At 68.4% G+C, this 16318-nt stretch carries 15 protein-coding genes and 1 pseudogene; 8 read left to right on the forward strand and 8 right to left on the reverse strand.

What is annotated here, in order from left to right; translation table 11 throughout:
* Positions 1-2: 2 nt before the first annotated feature.
* Positions 3-709: pseudogene (locus ADBZ9K_RS13355) on the reverse strand (histidine phosphatase family protein).
* 91 nt (positions 710-800) lie between these two features.
* On the opposite strand from ADBZ9K_RS13355, the gene ADBZ9K_RS13360 reads away from it, so the two are divergent.
* On the forward strand, positions 801-1670 hold the full coding sequence (locus tag ADBZ9K_RS13360) for a MaoC family dehydratase (protein ID WP_526621222.1): 870 nt from the start codon (positions 801-803) through the stop codon (positions 1668-1670).
* Positions 1671-1675: 5 nt separating this feature from the next.
* Here ADBZ9K_RS13360 and ADBZ9K_RS13365 read toward each other — a convergent pair whose 3' ends face one another.
* The 3 genes from ADBZ9K_RS13365 to helR all read right to left on the reverse strand — a co-directional run bounded on the left by ADBZ9K_RS13365 (position 1676) and on the right by helR (position 5357).
* Positions 1676-2401 (reverse strand): VIT1/CCC1 transporter family protein, encoded by a 726-nt coding sequence (locus ADBZ9K_RS13365; protein ID WP_526621224.1) that lies wholly within the window; start codon positions 2399-2401, stop codon positions 1676-1678.
* Positions 2398-3093 (reverse strand): DUF899 domain-containing protein, encoded by a 696-nt coding sequence (locus ADBZ9K_RS13370; protein ID WP_526621226.1) that lies wholly within the window; start codon positions 3091-3093, stop codon positions 2398-2400. Before ADBZ9K_RS13370 ends, ADBZ9K_RS13365 begins: the two co-directional genes overlap by 4 nt.
* A 65-nt stretch (positions 3094-3158) precedes the next feature.
* Positions 3159-5357 (reverse strand): RNA polymerase recycling motor ATPase HelR, encoded by a 2199-nt coding sequence (helR, locus tag ADBZ9K_RS13375; protein ID WP_526621228.1) that lies wholly within the window; start codon positions 5355-5357, stop codon positions 3159-3161.
* Between the two features lie 89 nt (positions 5358-5446).
* Between helR and ADBZ9K_RS13380 the strand changes: the two genes are divergently transcribed.
* Positions 5447-8764: a DNA polymerase III subunit alpha gene (locus tag ADBZ9K_RS13380; protein ID WP_526621230.1), complete on the forward strand. Its 3318-nt coding sequence runs from the start codon at positions 5447-5449 to the stop codon at positions 8762-8764.
* A gap of 22 nt (positions 8765-8786) precedes the next feature.
* On the opposite strand, the gene ADBZ9K_RS13385 is transcribed toward ADBZ9K_RS13380, so the two are convergent.
* Positions 8787-9200 carry a TIGR03667 family PPOX class F420-dependent oxidoreductase gene (locus tag ADBZ9K_RS13385; RefSeq protein WP_526621232.1) on the reverse strand — a complete coding sequence of 138 codons (414 nt, stop codon included), beginning with the start codon at positions 9198-9200 and terminating at the stop codon, positions 8787-8789.
* A gap of 23 nt (positions 9201-9223) precedes the next feature.
* Between ADBZ9K_RS13385 and ADBZ9K_RS13390 the strand changes: the two genes are divergently transcribed.
* Positions 9224-9865: a nitroreductase family protein gene (locus tag ADBZ9K_RS13390; RefSeq protein ID WP_526621234.1), complete on the forward strand. Its 642-nt coding sequence runs from the start codon at positions 9224-9226 to the stop codon at positions 9863-9865.
* 10 nt (positions 9866-9875) lie between these two features.
* Here the strand turns inward: ADBZ9K_RS13390 and ADBZ9K_RS13395 are convergent, their stop codons facing one another.
* Both ADBZ9K_RS13395 and ADBZ9K_RS13400 read right to left on the reverse strand, forming a co-directional pair.
* Positions 9876-10340, reverse strand: a complete 465-nt coding sequence (locus ADBZ9K_RS13395; protein WP_526621236.1) for a tRNA (cytidine(34)-2'-O)-methyltransferase — start codon at positions 10338-10340, stop codon at positions 9876-9878.
* Between the two features lie 3 nt (positions 10341-10343).
* Positions 10344-10805, reverse strand: a complete 462-nt coding sequence (locus tag ADBZ9K_RS13400) for a nitroreductase/quinone reductase family protein (RefSeq protein ID WP_526621238.1) — start codon at positions 10803-10805, stop codon at positions 10344-10346.
* A 306-nt stretch (positions 10806-11111) separates the two neighbouring features.
* On the opposite strand from ADBZ9K_RS13400, the gene ADBZ9K_RS13405 reads away from it, so the two are divergent.
* Genes ADBZ9K_RS13405 through ADBZ9K_RS13425 form a run of 5 tightly spaced genes read left to right on the forward strand, consistent with a single transcriptional unit; the run spans position 11112 to position 15592 of the window.
* A complete protein-coding gene (locus tag ADBZ9K_RS13405; RefSeq protein ID WP_526622624.1) occupies positions 11112-13682 on the forward strand; it encodes a sensor histidine kinase in 2571 nt (856 codons plus the stop codon).
* On the forward strand, positions 13679-14092 hold the full coding sequence (locus ADBZ9K_RS13410; protein ID WP_526621240.1) for a roadblock/LC7 domain-containing protein: 414 nt from the start codon (positions 13679-13681) through the stop codon (positions 14090-14092). Before ADBZ9K_RS13405 ends, ADBZ9K_RS13410 begins: the two co-directional genes overlap by 4 nt.
* A gap of 6 nt (positions 14093-14098) precedes the next feature.
* Complete coding sequence (locus ADBZ9K_RS13415) at positions 14099-14470, forward strand: DUF742 domain-containing protein (protein ID WP_526621242.1); 372 nt, start codon at positions 14099-14101, stop codon at positions 14468-14470.
* Complete coding sequence (locus ADBZ9K_RS13420) at positions 14451-15032, forward strand: GTP-binding protein (RefSeq protein ID WP_526621244.1); 582 nt, start codon at positions 14451-14453, stop codon at positions 15030-15032. Before ADBZ9K_RS13415 ends, ADBZ9K_RS13420 begins: the two co-directional genes overlap by 20 nt.
* A complete protein-coding gene (locus tag ADBZ9K_RS13425; protein ID WP_526621246.1) occupies positions 15032-15592 on the forward strand; it encodes a pentapeptide repeat-containing protein in 561 nt (186 codons plus the stop codon). Before ADBZ9K_RS13420 ends, ADBZ9K_RS13425 begins: the two co-directional genes overlap by 1 nt.
* A 23-nt stretch (positions 15593-15615) precedes the next feature.
* Here the strand turns inward: ADBZ9K_RS13425 and ADBZ9K_RS13430 are convergent, their stop codons facing one another.
* Positions 15616-16281, reverse strand: a complete 666-nt coding sequence (locus tag ADBZ9K_RS13430) for a TetR/AcrR family transcriptional regulator (RefSeq protein WP_526621248.1) — start codon at positions 16279-16281, stop codon at positions 15616-15618.
* Positions 16282-16318: the final 37 nt, after the last annotated feature.

A 16318-nucleotide genomic window follows, 5' to 3' on the forward strand; every position in this document is an offset into this window, starting at 1 on the left:
TCTCAGAACTGGGTGACACCGTCCCAGTCTTGCAGCGTCCACCCCATGACCGGATTTCCGCTCACCACCACCCGCCCGGTGTTGGGCAGCGGGTGATCGACCAGCAGGCTGTCCCTGGCGTTACGCACGTTCAGCAGCGTCCACATCATGATCGAGGCGGCGCTGGAGAAGGCAACCGGTTTGGTGTCGCCGCTGTCGTAGATGCGCTGCACCGCGGCGGTGAACTGCCCGTTGAACTCCGTGCCGGTGACCGATCCGGGGATGGCGAAACTGGTGTCACCGCGCAGCCAGTCGCTGGGGGCGACCAAATGGTTCCCGCGGCGTTGTTGACGTTCTCGCCGTTGAACCAGCCCGCCGGGATCTCGTTGAGCCCGGGTAACACGGTGACCTGCTCGCCCAGCGCCTTGGACATCGGCGCGGCGGTCTGCTGGGTACGCACCATCTCCGAGGCGTAGATGCCGTCATAGCGGTTACTTTCCAGACGACTGGCCACCGCTTGGGCCTGCTGCTCACCGGTGGGTGTCAACGCCGGCCCGGGCACCGATGTGTCGATCACGCCGTTGGCGTTGCCCTCCGACTCGGCGTGCCGGATGAACGTCAGCGTGATCGAGCGCTCCGTCGGCGCGGGCGAACTGCAGGCGGCGAGCGGGACGACCGCGATGAGCGTGGCGATCGCCGCGACGATGGTCCTGGCGCGGGAAAAGTGCATGGGCATAGCGTGCCTTGTCCACCGCCGCGGCGGGCGCGATTTCCGCAGTGCGACGATTGAGTTTCCCAGTCCCAACCCCAGGAGTGCGGCAATGCCCATCGACCCCACGGCAATCGGCGCTGTCACCGAAGCCCAGCCCTACCAGTGGACCGAGCGCGACACGATGCTCTATGCGCTCGGTGTCGGTGCCGGCACCGACGACCTGTCGTTCACCACCGACAACAGCCACGGCATCACCCAGCAGGTGCTGCCGACCTTCGCCGTCATCTGCTGCCCGGCGTTCGGGGCCGCCACCAAGGTCGGGTCGTTCAACTGGGGCAGGCTGCTGCACGGCTCCCAGGAGATCCGGCTGCACGCACCGCTGCCCGCCTCCGGTGAGCTGTCGGTGGTCTCCGAGGTCGCCGACATCCAGGACAAGGGCGAGGGCAAGAACGCGATCATCGTGATGCGTGGGCGGGGCACCGATCCGGCTACTGGCACGCTGGTCGCCGAGACACTGTCGACCGCCGTCATCCGCGGCGAAGGCGGTTTCGGCGGACAGCCCGGCCAGCGGCCCGCCGCCCCGGAGTTCCCCGACCGCGAGCCCGACGCCCGCATCGCCATGCCGACCCGGGAGGACCAGGCGCTGATCTACCGCCTCTCCGGTGACCGCAATCCGCTGCACAGCGATCCGTGGTTCGCCCGCGAACTGGCCGGCTTCGACAGGCCGATCCTGCACGGGCTGTGCACCTACGGGTTTGCCGGCCGGGCGCTGTTGGGCGAACTCGCCGACAACGACGCCTCAAAGCTCACCGCGGTCAGTGCGCGCTTCTCGGCGCCGGTGTTCCCCGGTGAGACGCTGACGACGTCGATCTGGCGCACCGGGGCGGGCCGGGCCGTGTACCGCACCGAGGCCAGCGGGCCCGACGGCGCAGGAGCGCGCATCGTGCTCGACGACGGCTCGGCCGAGTACATCGACTAACGACGCTAGGCGACCACTCCGCCGACGAGGCGGCCGATCCCGAACGTGATCGCCATGGCCAGCGCGCCGCCGATGAGCACGCGCACCGTTGCCCGTTTGGCGTCGGCGCCGCCGAGGCGGGCGCTGATCCAACCGGTGACCGCCAGGGCGATCAGCACCGCGGCGACGGTGACCGGGATGCGCAGTGCCGGCGGCGGCAACAGGATTGCCAGCAACGGCAGCAACGCCCCCACGGTGAAGGCGATCGCCGAGGAGATGGCGGCCTGCCACGGGTTGGTCAGTTCGTCGGGGTCGATGCCCAGCTCGATATCGATGTGGGCGGCGAAGGCGTCGTGGTCGGTGAGTTCCTCGGCGACGGTGCGCGCCGTTGCCGGCGACAGCCCCTTGGCTTCGTAGAGCGCGGCGAGTTCGTCGAGTTCGGCCGCGGGCTGGGTGTCCAGCTCGGTGCGCTCCTTGCTCAGCAGTGCCTTCTCGGTGTCGCGCTGCGTGCTGACCGACACGTACTCGCCAAGCGCCATCGACAGCGCCCCGGCGGCCAGACCCGCCGTGCCGGCGGTGAAGATCGGCGCGCGCTCGAGGGTCGCGGCGGCCACGCCGACAACGATGCCGGCGACCGAGACAATCCCGTCGTTGGCGCCGAGCACTCCGGCACGCAACCAGTTGAGCTTGCTGCCGATCGCCCCGACATGCGGTTCGGCGGGATGGACGGACGGGTCCGGGGTCGATGTCACGTGTGCAGCGTAGGGCTTACCCCGTATTCGCGCGCAATGTCGGCAGAGCTCGCCCACCCCGAATACGTCGGCCGCTGCGGCCATCCGTCGGGGGAGTCCTGCCATTGTTCCTGGCGGCCCCAGGGAAGCAGGTCGAGCAGGGGAAAGGAGTAGCTGAGCTGCTCGGTGCCGCGGCCATTGGTATGCCATGTTCTGTACACGTCACCATCGCCGGTACGTAAGAAGACGTTCACCGCGAATCCCTGCCCGGGGGCGGCATCGACGTCGGCGCCGAACGAACTCTCCGACGACGAGTACCAGTCCATCGTGTTGCCGACCTTCGTCTTGTAGGCCAAGGCTTCCTCGATCGGCCCGTTCGTGACGATGACGAAGCGGGCGTCGTAGTTGTCCAGGAACTCCAATCGGGTGAATTGCGACGTGAACCCGGTGCAGCCAGGGCACTGCCACTGCGCGCCGTCGGTCCACATGTGGTGGTAGACGATCAGCTGAGACCGCCCGCCGAAGACGTCAGACAGCCGGACCGGCCCGTTGGCGCCGATCAGGGTGTAGTCGGGCATCTGCACCATCGGCAGCCGGCGACGCTGGGCGGCGATCGCGTCGAGTTCGCGGGTGGCGGCCTTCTCCCGCGTGCGCAGGTCGTCGAGTGCGGCACGCCAGGTCTGCTGGTCGACCACGGGTGGCAGGGCGGACATCCGGGCTCCTTCCGTCAGTGATGCATTCGGGTCTCAGAGATGCTGACTGCCCGGCCGCCCGGAACTCATCGCACCGCAAGCCCGGACAGCGCAGCGGGCAGCGGATGCTGATGCAGCACCCCCAACCGCTGGGTGGCGCGGGTGAGGGCAACGTAGAGCTCGGCCGCCCCGCGTGGGCCGTCGGCGAGGATGCGGTCCGGCTCCACCACGAGCACCGCGTCGAACTCGAGGCCCTTGGTCTCCGACGGCGCGACGACGCCGGGAATGTCCGGCGGCCCGATCACCACGCTGGTGCCCTCACGCCCCGCCTCCGCCACGACGAACTCCTCGATGGCGGCGGGCAGGTCCTCGGCGGTGACCCGGCGTGACCACGGCTGGACACCGCAGGCGCGCACCGACTCCGGAGACCGGACGTCGGGAGCGAACTCGGCCAGCACAGCGGCGGCGACGGCCATGATCTCGGCCGGGGTGCGGTAGTTCACCGACAGTGACCGGTAGACCCAGCGGCCGGGCACATACGGCTCCAGCATCTCGGCCCAGGAGGTCGCCCCCGCCATCGACCGGCGCTGTGCGAGGTCGCCGACCACCGTGAACGACCGGCTCGGGCAGCGCCGCATCAGCACCCGCCAGTCCATCTCGGAGAGCTCCTGGGCCTCGTCGACCACGACGTGACGGTAGGTCCAGTCCCGGTCGGCGGCGGCGCGTTCTGCCAGATCCCGGTAGTCGCGTTCGGTGAAGCGCTCGGCGAGTTCCTCGGCATCGATCAAGTCCTGCGCGAGCAGACGGTCCTCGTCGTCCATCAGATCCTCGTGCGCGACCATGTTCTCTAAAACGCCTGCGGCATAGACTGTTTCATCTCTTCGTGCTTGTTCGGCGGCAGCGTCTGCCTGCTTGTCGCGGCCCAGCAGGTCGACCAATTCGTCGAGCAACGGCACGTCCGACACTGTCCAGGCGGTGCCGTCGTCCCGCCCCAGAGCGGGGTCGGCGCCGGCGGCACGGAGCCGCTCGGGCGAGGTGTACAGCTCGGCCAGCAGATCTTGCGGCTCGAGGACCGGCCAGAGTTGGTCCAGGGCCGCCAGGAACCGGTCGTTGTCCTCCAGGTCGGCGAGCAGGTCCGCCCGCACCTTCTCCCAGGCATCGCGATTGTCGCGGGTCAGCCAGCCGCGGCCGATTCGGGCGATTCCGCGCTCGGTCAGTACGTAGGTGACGATGTCTCGGAACACTGCACGAGCCGCATTGTGCGGCAGTCCGCTCGCGCGGGCCTCGTCGATGGCCCACGCAGCGGTGTCGGCGGCGATCTGCATCGTGACATCGCCCAATGGGATCTCCAACGGGTGCTCGGGCACCCGTTGCCGGTCTGCGATCGCCGCCGCCAGCACGTCCAGCATCGCGCGGGATCCCTTGATGCGGGCCACTTCTGGGGAGTCTTCGGCCGTGACCTTCAGTCCGGGAAGCAGGTCGCCGACTGTCATGAACACCACCTCTGACTCGCCCAGTGCGGGCAGCACGCGGCCGATGTGGTTCATGAACGCCTGGTTGGGTCCGACGACGAGCACCCCGTGGCGTTCGATCCGCTGGCGTTGCGTGTAAAGCAGGTAGGCGACCCGGTGCAGGGCCACCACGGTCTTTCCGGTGCCGGGGCCGCCCTCGATTACCAGCACCCCCGGGTGATCGAGCCGGATGATCTCGTCCTGCTCGGCCTGGATGGTGGCCACGATGTCACGCATGCCGCCGCCGCGGGGGGCGTTGACCGCTGCCAGCAGGGCCGCGTCGCTGTTGAGCGGGCTGGCGTCACCGGAGTCGGGGTCGGGGCGGCCAAACACCTCGTCAGTGAAATCGATGAGTCGGCGCCCCAGCGAGTGAAACTGGCGGCGCCGACGCATCCCTTCCGGCCTGGCGCCGGTGGCGACGTAAAACGCGCGGGCCGCCGGTGCCCGCCAATCCAGAAGCAGCGGCTCGTGGTCGTTCTGCTCGTCGAAGAGGCCGAGGCGGCCGACGTAGAGCCGTTCGCCGGAAAGGGCGTCCAGCCGCCCGAAGCACAGCCCCTGATCGGCCACGTCGAACCGCGCGGCCGACTGTGCCAGCGCACGAACCTCGGCGTCCCGGGCAACCAGAGTTCCGCCGTCCTGCAGGTCGATCGGGCCACCGAGCGCGGCGCGGTACTGGGCCTTGACCCGCGCACGCTTATGGTCGAGCCGGTCGTAGAGCTCGGCCAGGTAGTCCTGTTCGGACTCCAGTTCGTGCTCGTGTGCGTGCTTCGACATGCGTTGCTGTTCCCCTCGATTTCTCGATCCGGGTTCCTATTCTGCCCGGCATCTCGCATATCGAACATATGTTCGATATGCTTGGTTGGGTGCACTGGTTCAACGGGCCGCCCAGCTGGGGCGAGATGGAGCGGGTGCTCAACGGCAAGCCCCGCCGGCCTGGGTTGTCGCTGGGGGAGCCGCACGCCGACGGCGGGGACAGCCCGGCGTGGTCGCGCCGTCGGGAACCCTACGAATCCACCGGTGAGCGCCGGTTGCGCTCGACGGTTCCCTATGCCGAGCTGCACGCGCATTCGGCGTACAGCTTTCTCGACGGGGCCAGTACCCCGGAGGAACTGGTCGAGGAGGCCGCACGGCTTGACCTGCGGGCCATCGCCTTGACCGACCATGACGGCCTCTACGGGGTGGTGCGATTCGCCGAGGCGGCCGCCGAACTCGACATGCGCACCGTTTTCGGCGCCGAGCTCTCACTGAGCAACACCGCCCGTACCGAAGTGCCCGACCCGCCCGGCCCGCACCTGCTGGTGCTGGCCCGCGGCCCGGAGGGCTACCGGCGGTTGTCGCGGCAGCTGTCGGCCGCCCATCTGGCCGGCGGGGAGAAGGGCAAGCCGCGCTATGACTACGACGCCCTCACCGAAGCCGCCGGCGGGCACTGGCATATCCTCACCGGCTGTCGCAAAGGTCATGTCCGGCAAGCGCTTTCCGAAGGCGGCCCGCAGGCAGCGGCGGAGGCGCTGGCCGACCTGGTGGACCGGTTCGGCCGCGACCGGGTCAGCATCGAACTCACCTATCACGGTGATCCGCTCGACGACGAGCGAAACGCCGCGCTGGCTGCGTTGGCGCCGCGGTTCGGAGTGGGTGTCGTCGCCACCACCGGGGCGCATATCGCCGAGCCGGGCCGGGCCCGGCTGGCCATGGCCATGGGGGCGATCCGGGCGCGTCAGTCGTTGGACGAGGCCGCAGGCTGGCTTGCCCCGGTAGGTGGTTCGCATCTGCGTTCCGGCGACGAGATGGCCAGGGTGTTCGCGCGTCACCCCGAATTCGTCAGCGCCGCAGCAGATCTCGGTGAGCAGTGTGCTTTCGGGCTGTCGCTGATCGCCCCGCAGTTGCCGCCGTTCGACGTGCCCGAGGGGTACACCGAGGACAGCTGGCTGCGCGAGCTGGTCATGGTCGGGGCCGCCCGTCGTTACGGGCCACGGCCGTCCGCTCCGGAGGCCTACGCCCAGATCGAGCGTGAACTCGATGTGATTTCCGCCCTGAAGTTTCCGGGTTATTTCCTTGTGGTGCATGACATCACCCGGTTCTGCCGGGAGAACGGCATCCTGTGTCAGGGCCGGGGATCGGCGGCCAACTCCGCGGTCTGCTACGCCCTGGGTGTGACCGCCGTCGACCCCATCGCGGGCGGGCTGCTCTTCGAACGGTTCCTGTCGCCGGCCCGCGACGGGCCGCCCGACATCGATATCGACATCGAATCCGATCTTCGGGAGAAAGCCATCCAGTACGTCTACGAACGCTATGGGCGCGATCACGCCGCGCAGGTCGCCAACGTCATCACCTATCGCGGCAAAAGTGCGGTGCGCGACATGGCCCGTGCGCTCGGCTTCTCCCAAGGGCAGCAAGACGCCTGGAGCAAGCAGATCAGCCATTGGCACACGCTGCGAGAGCAGCAATCGGACGGAGCGGCCGGTCAACCCGACGTCGAGGGCATTCCCGGGTCGGTGATCGACCTGGCGACCCAGATCAAGAACCTGCCGCGACACATGGGCATCCACTCCGGCGGCATGGTGATCTGTGACCGGCCGATTGCCGACGTCTGTCCGGTGGAGTGGGCCCGCATGGAGAACCGCAGTGTGCTGCAGTGGGACAAAGACGACTGTGCGGCCATCGGTTTGGTGAAGTTCGACCTGCTGGGGCTCGGCATGCTCTCGGCGCTGCACTATGCCATCGACCTGGTCGCCGAGCACAAGGGCATCGAGGTGGACCTGGCCCGGCTGGACCTGTCCGACCCGCGCGTCTACGAGATGCTGCAGAAGGCCGACTCCGTCGGGGTGTTCCAGGTGGAGTCACGAGCCCAGATGGCCACCTTGCCGAGGCTGAAGCCGCGGGTGTTCTACGACCTGGTGGTGGAGGTGGCGCTGATCCGCCCAGGGCCCATCCAGGGCGGTTCGGTGCATCCCTACATCAAGCGCCGTAACGGCATTGAACCCGTCGTCTACGACCATCCGTCGATGGAACCGGCGTTGCGAAAGACCTTGGGGGTGCCGCTTTTCCAGGAGCAGCTCATGCAGCTGGCGGTGGACTGCGCGGGCTTCTCGGCAGCCGAGGCCGACCAGTTGCGCCGGGCCATGGGGTCCAAGCGCTCCACCGAGAAGATGCGCCGGCTGAGGGACCGGTTCTACGCCGGGATGGAGCAGCGCCACGGCATCACCGGCGAGGTCGCCGAACGGATCTACGAGAAACTGGAGGCCTTCGCCAACTTCGGCTTCCCGGAGAGTCATTCGCTGAGCTTCGCCTCCCTGGTGTACTACTCGTCCTGGTTCAAGCTGTACCACCCGGCGGCGTTCTGCGCGGCACTGCTGCGCGCCCAGCCGATGGGGTTCTACTCGCCGCAGTCGCTGGTCGCCGACGCCCGCCGGCACGGGGTCGCCGTGCACGGACCCGATATCAACGCCAGCCTGGCACATGCCACGCTGGAGAACTCCGGTTTGGATGTGCGGCTGGGATTGGGCGCCGTGCGTCATATCGGCGGCGAACTGGCTCAGCGCATCGTCGACGAGCGTGGCGTCGGAGGGCCATACACCTCACTGCTGGATCTGACTGGGCGGGTGCAGCTTTCGGTGCCGCAAACCGAGGCGTTGGCCACCGCCGGCGCGCTGGGCTGCTTTTCTATCACCCGCAGGGAGGGGTTGTGGGCGGCCGGTGCGGCAGCGACCCAACGGCCCGATCGGCTGCCCGGGGTCGGTTCGTCGTCGAATGTGCCTGCCCTGCCCGGGATGACCGAGGTGGAACTGGCCGCCGCCGACGTATGGGCCACCGGTATCTCGCCGGACAGCTATCCCACCCAGTTCCTCCGGGAGGACCTCGACGCTTTGGGCGTGATCCCGGCCGAGCGGCTGTTGGAGGTGCCCGACGGCAGCCGGGTGCTGATCGCCGGTGCGGTGACGCATCGGCAGCGGCCGGCTACCGCGCAGGGCGTGACGTTCATGAACATCGAGGACGAGACCGGCATGGTCAACGTGCTGTGCACGCCGGGGGTGTGGAACCGGCATCGCAAACTGGCCCAGACCGCCGCGGCGCTGCTGATCCGTGGGCAGGTGCAGAACGCCACCGGGGCGGTGACGGTGGTGGCCGAACGGATGGGACATATCACCATGAAGGTGAGTTCCCGTTCGCGCGACTTTCGCTGAGATGCTGTGCGCGGCAGCGATACTAGGCCTCTGTCGGCGTGGTCCACACCTTGTCGATGCTGATCCGCAGCCGCAGGTGGTACCCACCCATCGCCTCGGTCAGGCCGAATTTGGCTGCGGCGCCGGCATATTTCGCCCAGTACGGTTCGTCATCGCGGGGATCGGCGTCCTCCGAGTCCACCGCGGCGGTGCCGCCGACGACGATGATGCCCGAACCATTGCCGTCGGAATCCAGGTTCAGGCTCACCCGCGGATGGGCCCGGATGTGGCGCACCTTGGCCGCGGCCGGCTCGGAGTAGATGACGATGTCGGCTCCGTCGAAGTAGAACCACACCAGTTTCGGCACCGGTTGGCCGGACCTGGCCACCGTCGTCAACCAGCCGTAGTGGTCCCCGACGAGCCGATCGGATACCTCTTGAGTCAGTTCGATGGACATGACCCCGAATGTAGTCTCGCCTCATGACACTCGATCTGACCGTTGATGAACTCCTGACATCCACCCGATCGGTTCGCAAGCGCCTCGACTTCGACCGCCCGGTGTCGCGCGAGGTGTTGAACGAGTGTCTGGATCTGGCCCTGCAGGCACCTACCGGGTCCAACGCGCAAGGCTGGCAGTGGGTGTTCGTCGAGGACCCGGACAAGAAGAAGGCGCTGGCCGATATCTACCGCGCCAACGCCACCCCCTACCTCAACCTGCCGAGTCCGGTGCGCGGCGACATTCGCGACCAACAGCAGCAAGCCGTGCGCTCCTCGGCCTCCTACCTCAACGACAACTTCGAGAAGGCGCCGGTCCTGCTCATCCCGTGCCTGGAGGGCCGCCCGGAGGGCGCCGACGCCGGCATGCAGGCCTCCTACTGGGGTTCGCTGCTACCGGCGGTGTGGAGCTTCATGCTGGCGCTGCGGTCACGTGGTCTGGGCTCGGCCTGGACGACGCTGCACCTGATCGGCGACGGCGAGCGCCAGGCCGCCGAGGTGCTCGGCATACCGTTCCAGCACTACGCGCAGGGTGGCCTGTTCCCGATCGCCTACACCAAGGGCACCGACTTCAAGCCCGCCAAGCGGCTGCCCGCCGAGCAGCTCACGCACTGGGATACCTGGTGATGCGACGGGCCTAGACCCCGCCGGTGAAGCCGTGCTGGCGCCACGCCTCATAGGCCGCCACCGCGGCGGCGTTGGACAGGTTCAGCGATCGCCGGCCGCCAAGCATCGGGATCCGCACCTGATCGGTGATGTGCGGGTCGGTCAGCGTGGTGGCGTCCAGGCCGGTCGGCTCCGGGCCGAACAGCAGCACATCGCCGGGCTCATAGCGCACATCGGTGAATGGCCGCTCGGCGTGCGCGGTGAACGCGAAGACCCGCGCGCCGTCCACCGCTGCCCACGCATCGGCCAAGCTGGCGTGCACGGTCACCGATGCCAGGTCGTGATAGTCCAGCCCGGCCCGGCGCAGCTTCGGTTCGGACAGATCGAAACCCAGCGGCTCGACCAGATGCAGCTCGCAGCCGGTGGCCGCCACCATGCGGATCGCGTTGCCGGTGTTGGGGGCGATACGCGGTGAGTTGAACATGATCCGGAACATGGGTCAGGTTTCGCGGCAGCGGGGTTCGAGGACGAAGATCGCCCGCTGACCGCTGCGCTCGTAGTGCTTCGCGTAGGCGGGCCACAGGGCGACCAACTCCGGCCAGTAGCGGTCCACGTCGGCACCGTGGAGCTCGCGGGCAGTACAGGTGATGACATCCGAACCGATCCGCACCGTGGCCGTCGGATCGGCCCGGATGTTGAGAACCCACGGGTTCGTCGACTCCGACGCGGGTTTGACGTTGCACACCACCACGCGACTCCCGTCCCGGAGGAAGAAAACCGGAGTCGTGTGCGCCTGCCCGGTCTTACGGCCTCGAGTAGTCAGCAACAGGATGTTGCGGCTGAGCACCCGTCCGCCCGTTCGCCGATAGATCCAGCGGTGAACAGGTGCGACAACATGCTTGACGGCCCATACCGCCGGTCGGCTGGCGCCCCATGAACCGCGACCATCCCTACCGCGCATCGACACAGCGTAGTTGGGCGTGCCACCAACTCAATTGAGCACCGAGAGATGATCTCAGTTGTGCCCCAGCCGAATTTGCTCGGCACCCCGGTGGACTACCCGGCTTGGCGCCACCGGTATCTCTCTGTTCAGTAACAACCCTGGAGATGGGAGACAATCGCTGTCATACTCGACCAATTGCCAGGGGTGGCTCGGGGTTCGGCTGTGGCCGACACGGGGCGGCGATAACCAGGAAGTCCGGATGAAGCAGGCGAGAACACTGAATTCCAGCGCGGCGGTCGGTGGCCCGGCCGCGGACCGGTGACGATGTTCGGCGCCCCGCACGGGGTGGACCGCCCCGCCCCCGGCGACCAGCAGCCACCAGCTCAGCCGCCGAAACGTCCGTCGCGCTGGTCACTGCGGAACTGGCCGGTCCGGCGCAAAGTATTCGCGATCGTGGCCGTTCCGCTGGCGCTGGCGCTGGCGTTCGGCGGGGCCCGGATCTGGGATGAGGTCAACGCGGCCCGCGACCTGCAGGTGGCCGCCGACCGCGTCGAGATGATCCCCGCCATCGAGAACTACCTGAGCGGCCTCGAGGGACTCCTGCTGGCCTACTCCGCCGGCGGGGACACCCCGTCCGCGACACAGACCTTCCAGGCCGGTTCGGCGGCCCTGCAGAACAAACTCAACGGCACCGATGTGGCCCCCGACGTCCGCACCGGGGTGACCAACCTGCTCACCGGGGGTCAGAAGGTCGTGGCCGCGGTGTCGGCGAACACCATCGGGCTGCGTGAGCGGATCACCACCTATGCGCCGATCCTGCTGACCGCCGAGGACGCGATCAACGGTTCGGTTCGCCTCGACGACGAGAGGCTGCGCGCCCAAGCCCAGGGCCTGAGCCGCGCGGTCGGCGCCCGCGGCCAGATGTTCATGCAGGAGCTGCTCGTCGAGCAGGGCGGGGAGCTGCCCGAACCGGAGCTGCGCACCTCGATGATCACGCTGGCCGGCACCGAACCCTCGACACTGGCCGGCATGAGCCAGGTGCTCGGCGTGGGTTCCCCCGATGCCAAGGTGCTCCAGGGCGAGATGGTCCGCCGGATGAGCATCCTGTCGAACCCGGACGCGGTCCTGGTCGGCAACCTCGACCTGCGCCAGTCGCTGCAGGCCACCGACACCATCGCCGGCCAGATCATCAAGAGCACCACCGCAGAGGTCACGACGTCGGTGCAACGGCAGGCCGCCGACCGGCGGACCGCCGTCATCCGCGACGCGCTGCTGGTACTGGCGGCGTTCGTCATCGCGATCGTGGTGGTGGTCGTGGTGGCGCGGTCCCTGATCCGGCCGCTGCGCACCCTGCGCGACAGCGCACTCAAGGTCGCACATACCGATCTGGAGCAGGGCATCGCCCGGGCCCGGGCCGGCGACGAGCGCGAACCCGAGCCGCTGCCGGTCTACACCACCGAGGAGATCGGCCAGGTGGCCCACGCCGTCGACGAGCTGCACACCCAGGCGCTGTTGCTGGCCGGTGACGAAGCCCGGCTTCGAGTGCTGATCAACGAGATGTTCGAGACCATGTCACGGCGCAACCGCTCGCTGGTCGACCAGCAGTTGTCACTGATCGACCGGCTGGAACGCAACGAGGAAGATCCCGAACGGCTGGAGAGCCTGTTCCGGCTCGATCACCTGGCCACCCGGATGCGGCGCATCGGCGCCAACCTGCTGGTGCTCGCCGGTGCCCAGGTCTCCCGCGACCAGCGCCAGTCGCTGCCGTTGGCCAGCGCGGTCAACGCCGCGGTGTCCGAGGTCGAGGACTACAAGCGGGTGGAGGTCGCCGACATGCCCGACTCGGCGCTGATCGGCCGGATTTCCGGCGATGCCGTGCACATGCTGGCCGAGCTGATCGACAACGCGCTGCGGTACTCCCCGCCCATCTCACCGGTGCGGGTGACCGCGGTGCACACCAGCAATGCCGGCGTGCTCGTCGAGGTGCACGACGACGGTATCGGCATGACGGACAGCGACCTGCGGATCGCCAACATGCGGCTGCACGCCGGCGGCGAGGTCACCCCGGACAACGCCCGGCACATGGGTCTGTTCGTGGTCGGACGGCTGGGGCACATGCACGGCATGGCGGTGCGGTTACGCAACACCGTCGCGGGCGAGCCGTCCTCGGGCACCACCGCCGAGCTCTACATCCCGCCGCAGCTGCTCGAACACGCCGCACCGATCGGTGCCGACGCCCGGCCCTACGGCCAGGAACCGCAGCCCGGTGACCAGGCCGGCCTGCCGCGGCGCGCACCCGGAACCAGCGGCATCACCGGAGCGCCCCCGGCACCCGAGCCAGAACCCCAACCCTCGCCCTGGTTCGCCGGCCCCGAAGCCGATGAACCTGCCCCGGCACACGAGCACCCCTCGGACACCTCGTCGTTCTTCGCCTCCCGGCTGCGCGCCGAGGAGGCCCGTGACGAGGCCCGGGCGGTCAGCGACATGGACGTACTCGCCGCCGACCTGTCGGCACCGGACGCCAGCGAGGCCGACACGGACACCGACACCGACTTCATCTATCAGAAGATGCTGTCGGAGTTCCTGGTCGACCCGCAGACCATTGCCGTGCCGCAGGACTGGAAATCGGTGTGGGACAACGGCTGGGCAGCGGCCGCCGACGTGGACAACATCCCGGCCCAGGCACACACCGAGCACGGCCTGCCGGTGCGTGACCCCGGTGCCCGGCTGGTGCCCGGTGCCGCCGACACCGCTCCGCGGCCGCCGGCACCCGAGCTTCCCCGGCGTGACCCCGAGGCCGTCCGGGCCTCGTTCAGCAGCCACTTCGGTGGCGTGCGGGCCGCCCGCTCCGAGATCGAAGCGACGTCATCAGAGAACGGACGAGAACACCAATGACCTACCCGCCACGCGCGCAGAACAACTCGCTGGACTGGCTGGTGTCCAACTTCGCCCGCGACGTTGCGGGCGTCTCCCACGCGGTGCTGGTGTCGGTGGACGGCCTGCTCATCGCGGCCAGTGAGCAGTTGCCGCGGGAACGTGCCGAGCAGCTCGCCGCGGTGACCTCCGGACTGGCCAGCCTGGCCGCCGGCGCCGCCCAGCTCTTCGAGGGCGGTCAGGTGTTGCAGTCGGTGGTGGAGATGGCCGGCGGCTACCTGCTTGTCATGCGTGTCGGCGACGGATCACATTTGGCCACCCTGGCCGCGCCCACCTGTGACATCGGCCAAATCGGTTACGAGATGGCGGTTTTGGTCGAGCGGGTGGGCAATGTCGTGTCCTCGTCCCGGCGCGCCGCGCAACCCTCGTGACCCGTCATGGACATCGTGGAGCCCCCGGCACCTGACGAGCCGAATCTGGTTCGCCCCTACTCGTTGACCGCGGGGCGCACCGACACCGGCGTCGATCTCCCGGTCGAGGCTCCGATTCAGACACTGCAGCCGGCGTTGCAGCAGCACTGGCCGTCCGGCGACGTGCGCGGCCGGATCTGCCGGGTGTGCACCGACAGCCCGTCAGTGGCCGAGATCTCGGCTCTGCTGGAACTGCCGCTCGGCGTCGCGCGCGTCCTCGTCGGTGACCTCGTGACGGCGGGCTATCTTCGGGTACAGACCACTTTGACCGACCGCTCGACACACGACGAGCGCCGCGACCTGATAGGAAGGACCCTGCGTGGCCTACGAGCCCTCTGAGAGGCGCGACGCCGCCTCGACGAAGATCGTCATCGCGGGTGGGTTCGGCGCCGGCAAGACCACATTCGTCGGCGCGGTGTCGGAGATCATGCCGTTGCGCACCGAGGCGATGGTCACCGATGCCTCCGCGGCGGTGGATATCCTGGACGCCACCCCGGGCAAGTCCACGACGACGGTGGCGATGGACTTCGGGCGCATCACCCTCGACCGGGACCTGGTGCTGTATCTGTTCGGCACGCCCGGTCAGCGCCGGTTCTGGTTCATGTGGGACGACCTGGTGCGCGGCGCGATCGGAGCGATCATCCTGGTCGACGTGCGCCGGCTGCAGGACAGCTTCGCCGCGGTTGACTTCTTCGAGCACCGCAAGTTGCCGTTCCTGGTGGCCGTCAACGAATTCGACGGAGCCCCAAACTATCCCACCGACGAGGTGCGACGGGCGCTGACCTTGTCGGAGACCACGCCGGTGATCACGGTGGACGCCAGGGACCGCAAGTCGGCGACCGACGCGCTGATCGCAATCAGCGAGTACGCGCTGGCGAGCCTGGCCCCCGGCACCGCCTAGTGGAGCCGGCACAGCGCTGGGTCGACCGCGAGTTCACCGGCGAGGACTTCCACGACGAGGATCTCTCCGGGCTGCACACCGAGCGGGTGGTATTCACCGAATGTGACTTCGGCGGCGCGAACCTGTCCGAGTCGCAACACCTGGGTTCGGCATTTCGAAACTGTCGTTTTCTCCGTACTACACTGTGGCACAGTACTTTTCGGAACTGCAGCATGCTCGGATCAACGTTCGAGAACTGCCGGCTGCGCCCGATCGTCTGTGACGAGGTCGACTTCACGCTGGCCGTGCTCGGCGGCGCCGATCTTCGCGGCGTGGACCTGTCCGGGTGCCGGCTGCGGGAGGCCTCGCTGGTGGAGGCGGACCTGCGCAAGGCGGTGCTGCGGGGCGCGGACCTGAGCGGGGCGCGCACCAACGGGTTGCGGCTGGAACAAGCAGACCTGCGGGGTGCCCGCATCGACGCCACCCTGTGGACCACCGCGGCGTGTCGGGGTGCCCGCATCGACATCGCGCAGGCGCTGGCGTTCGCCGCTGCGCACGGCCTCGACGTCGGCGGGGAGTGAACGTGGGCCTACCCGGCCGGTGCCTAGGGGCTCCCGGCGGGCTCCCAGGTGTGCATCGCGGCATCGAGTTCCACGTCACTGAGTGCATCGACCGGAAGCTTCGGCTGGCCGGGGCGGCGGCGCATGCCCTCGATCAGCAGCGCCACGTAGCGTCGCCATAGTCCGGAGTCGACGCCGCCGGCGAACTCGCTCACCGTGCCGGCCAGCAGTCCGATGACCGGCATGTCCGCAGCCGCCAGCCCGGGCCGCAGATGCCCGTCAGCCTGCGCCCGGTCGACGAGTGCGGTCAGGGTCGGGACCAGGCGCTCCTGCGCAGCGTTCACCCGGGCGCCGGCGTAGCACTTGCTGAAGGCCACTTCGCGCAAACCGCGGTCGCTTGCCGTCACCTGACACATCTGCCCGACGAACCAGACGAACCCTTCCCATGAATCCTCATGTTGCAGACCGGTTTCCGCGTAGCAGGTCAGCTGCTTGAGGCCATCCTCGAAGATGGCCTCCAAGAGTTCCTCTTTGGTCGCGAATCGGCGGTAGACGGTGCCCACGCCCACGCCCGCGTGGTGAGCGACCTCGTTCAGATTGGGCTCGAGGCCCTTCTGGGCGAACAGGTCGCGGGCCGCGTCGATGATCCGCTGTCGGTTGCGTTGCGCGTCCTTGCGTAACGGGCGATCCGTCGGTGGATTGGACTTCATCTGGGTGAGTGTAACGACCGCCACACTAAGTGGATTG

The organism is Mycobacterium sp. (assembly GCF_965229265.1).
GTDB lineage: Bacteria > Actinomycetota > Actinomycetes > Mycobacteriales > Mycobacteriaceae > Mycobacterium.

Coding starts and splice junctions, on each gene's coding strand:
- ADBZ9K_RS13415 (WP_526621242.1), top strand. CDS start 14,099: ATGGACATCGTGGAGCCCCCGGCACCTGACGAGCCGAATCTGGTTCGC.
- ADBZ9K_RS13385 (WP_526621232.1), bottom strand. CDS start 9,200: ATGTCCATCGAACTGACTCAAGAGGTATCCGATCGGCTCGTCGGGGAC.
- helR (WP_526621228.1), bottom strand. CDS start 5,357: ATGTCGAAGCACGCACACGAGCACGAACTGGAGTCCGAACAGGACTAC.
- ADBZ9K_RS13395 (WP_526621236.1), bottom strand. CDS start 10,340: ATGTTCCGGATCATGTTCAACTCACCGCGTATCGCCCCCAACACCGGC.
- ADBZ9K_RS13370 (WP_526621226.1), bottom strand. CDS start 3,093: ATGTCCGCCCTGCCACCCGTGGTCGACCAGCAGACCTGGCGTGCCGCA.
- ADBZ9K_RS13390 (WP_526621234.1), top strand. CDS start 9,224: ATGACACTCGATCTGACCGTTGATGAACTCCTGACATCCACCCGATCG.
- ADBZ9K_RS13360 (WP_526621222.1), top strand. CDS start 801: ATGCCCATCGACCCCACGGCAATCGGCGCTGTCACCGAAGCCCAGCCC.
- ADBZ9K_RS13430 (WP_526621248.1), bottom strand. CDS start 16,281: ATGAAGTCCAATCCACCGACGGATCGCCCGTTACGCAAGGACGCGCAA.
- ADBZ9K_RS13410 (WP_526621240.1), top strand. CDS start 13,679: ATGACCTACCCGCCACGCGCGCAGAACAACTCGCTGGACTGGCTGGTG.
- ADBZ9K_RS13400 (WP_526621238.1), bottom strand. CDS start 10,805: ATGCGCGGTAGGGATGGTCGCGGTTCATGGGGCGCCAGCCGACCGGCG.
- ADBZ9K_RS13405 (WP_526622624.1), top strand. CDS start 11,112: ATGTTCGGCGCCCCGCACGGGGTGGACCGCCCCGCCCCCGGCGACCAG.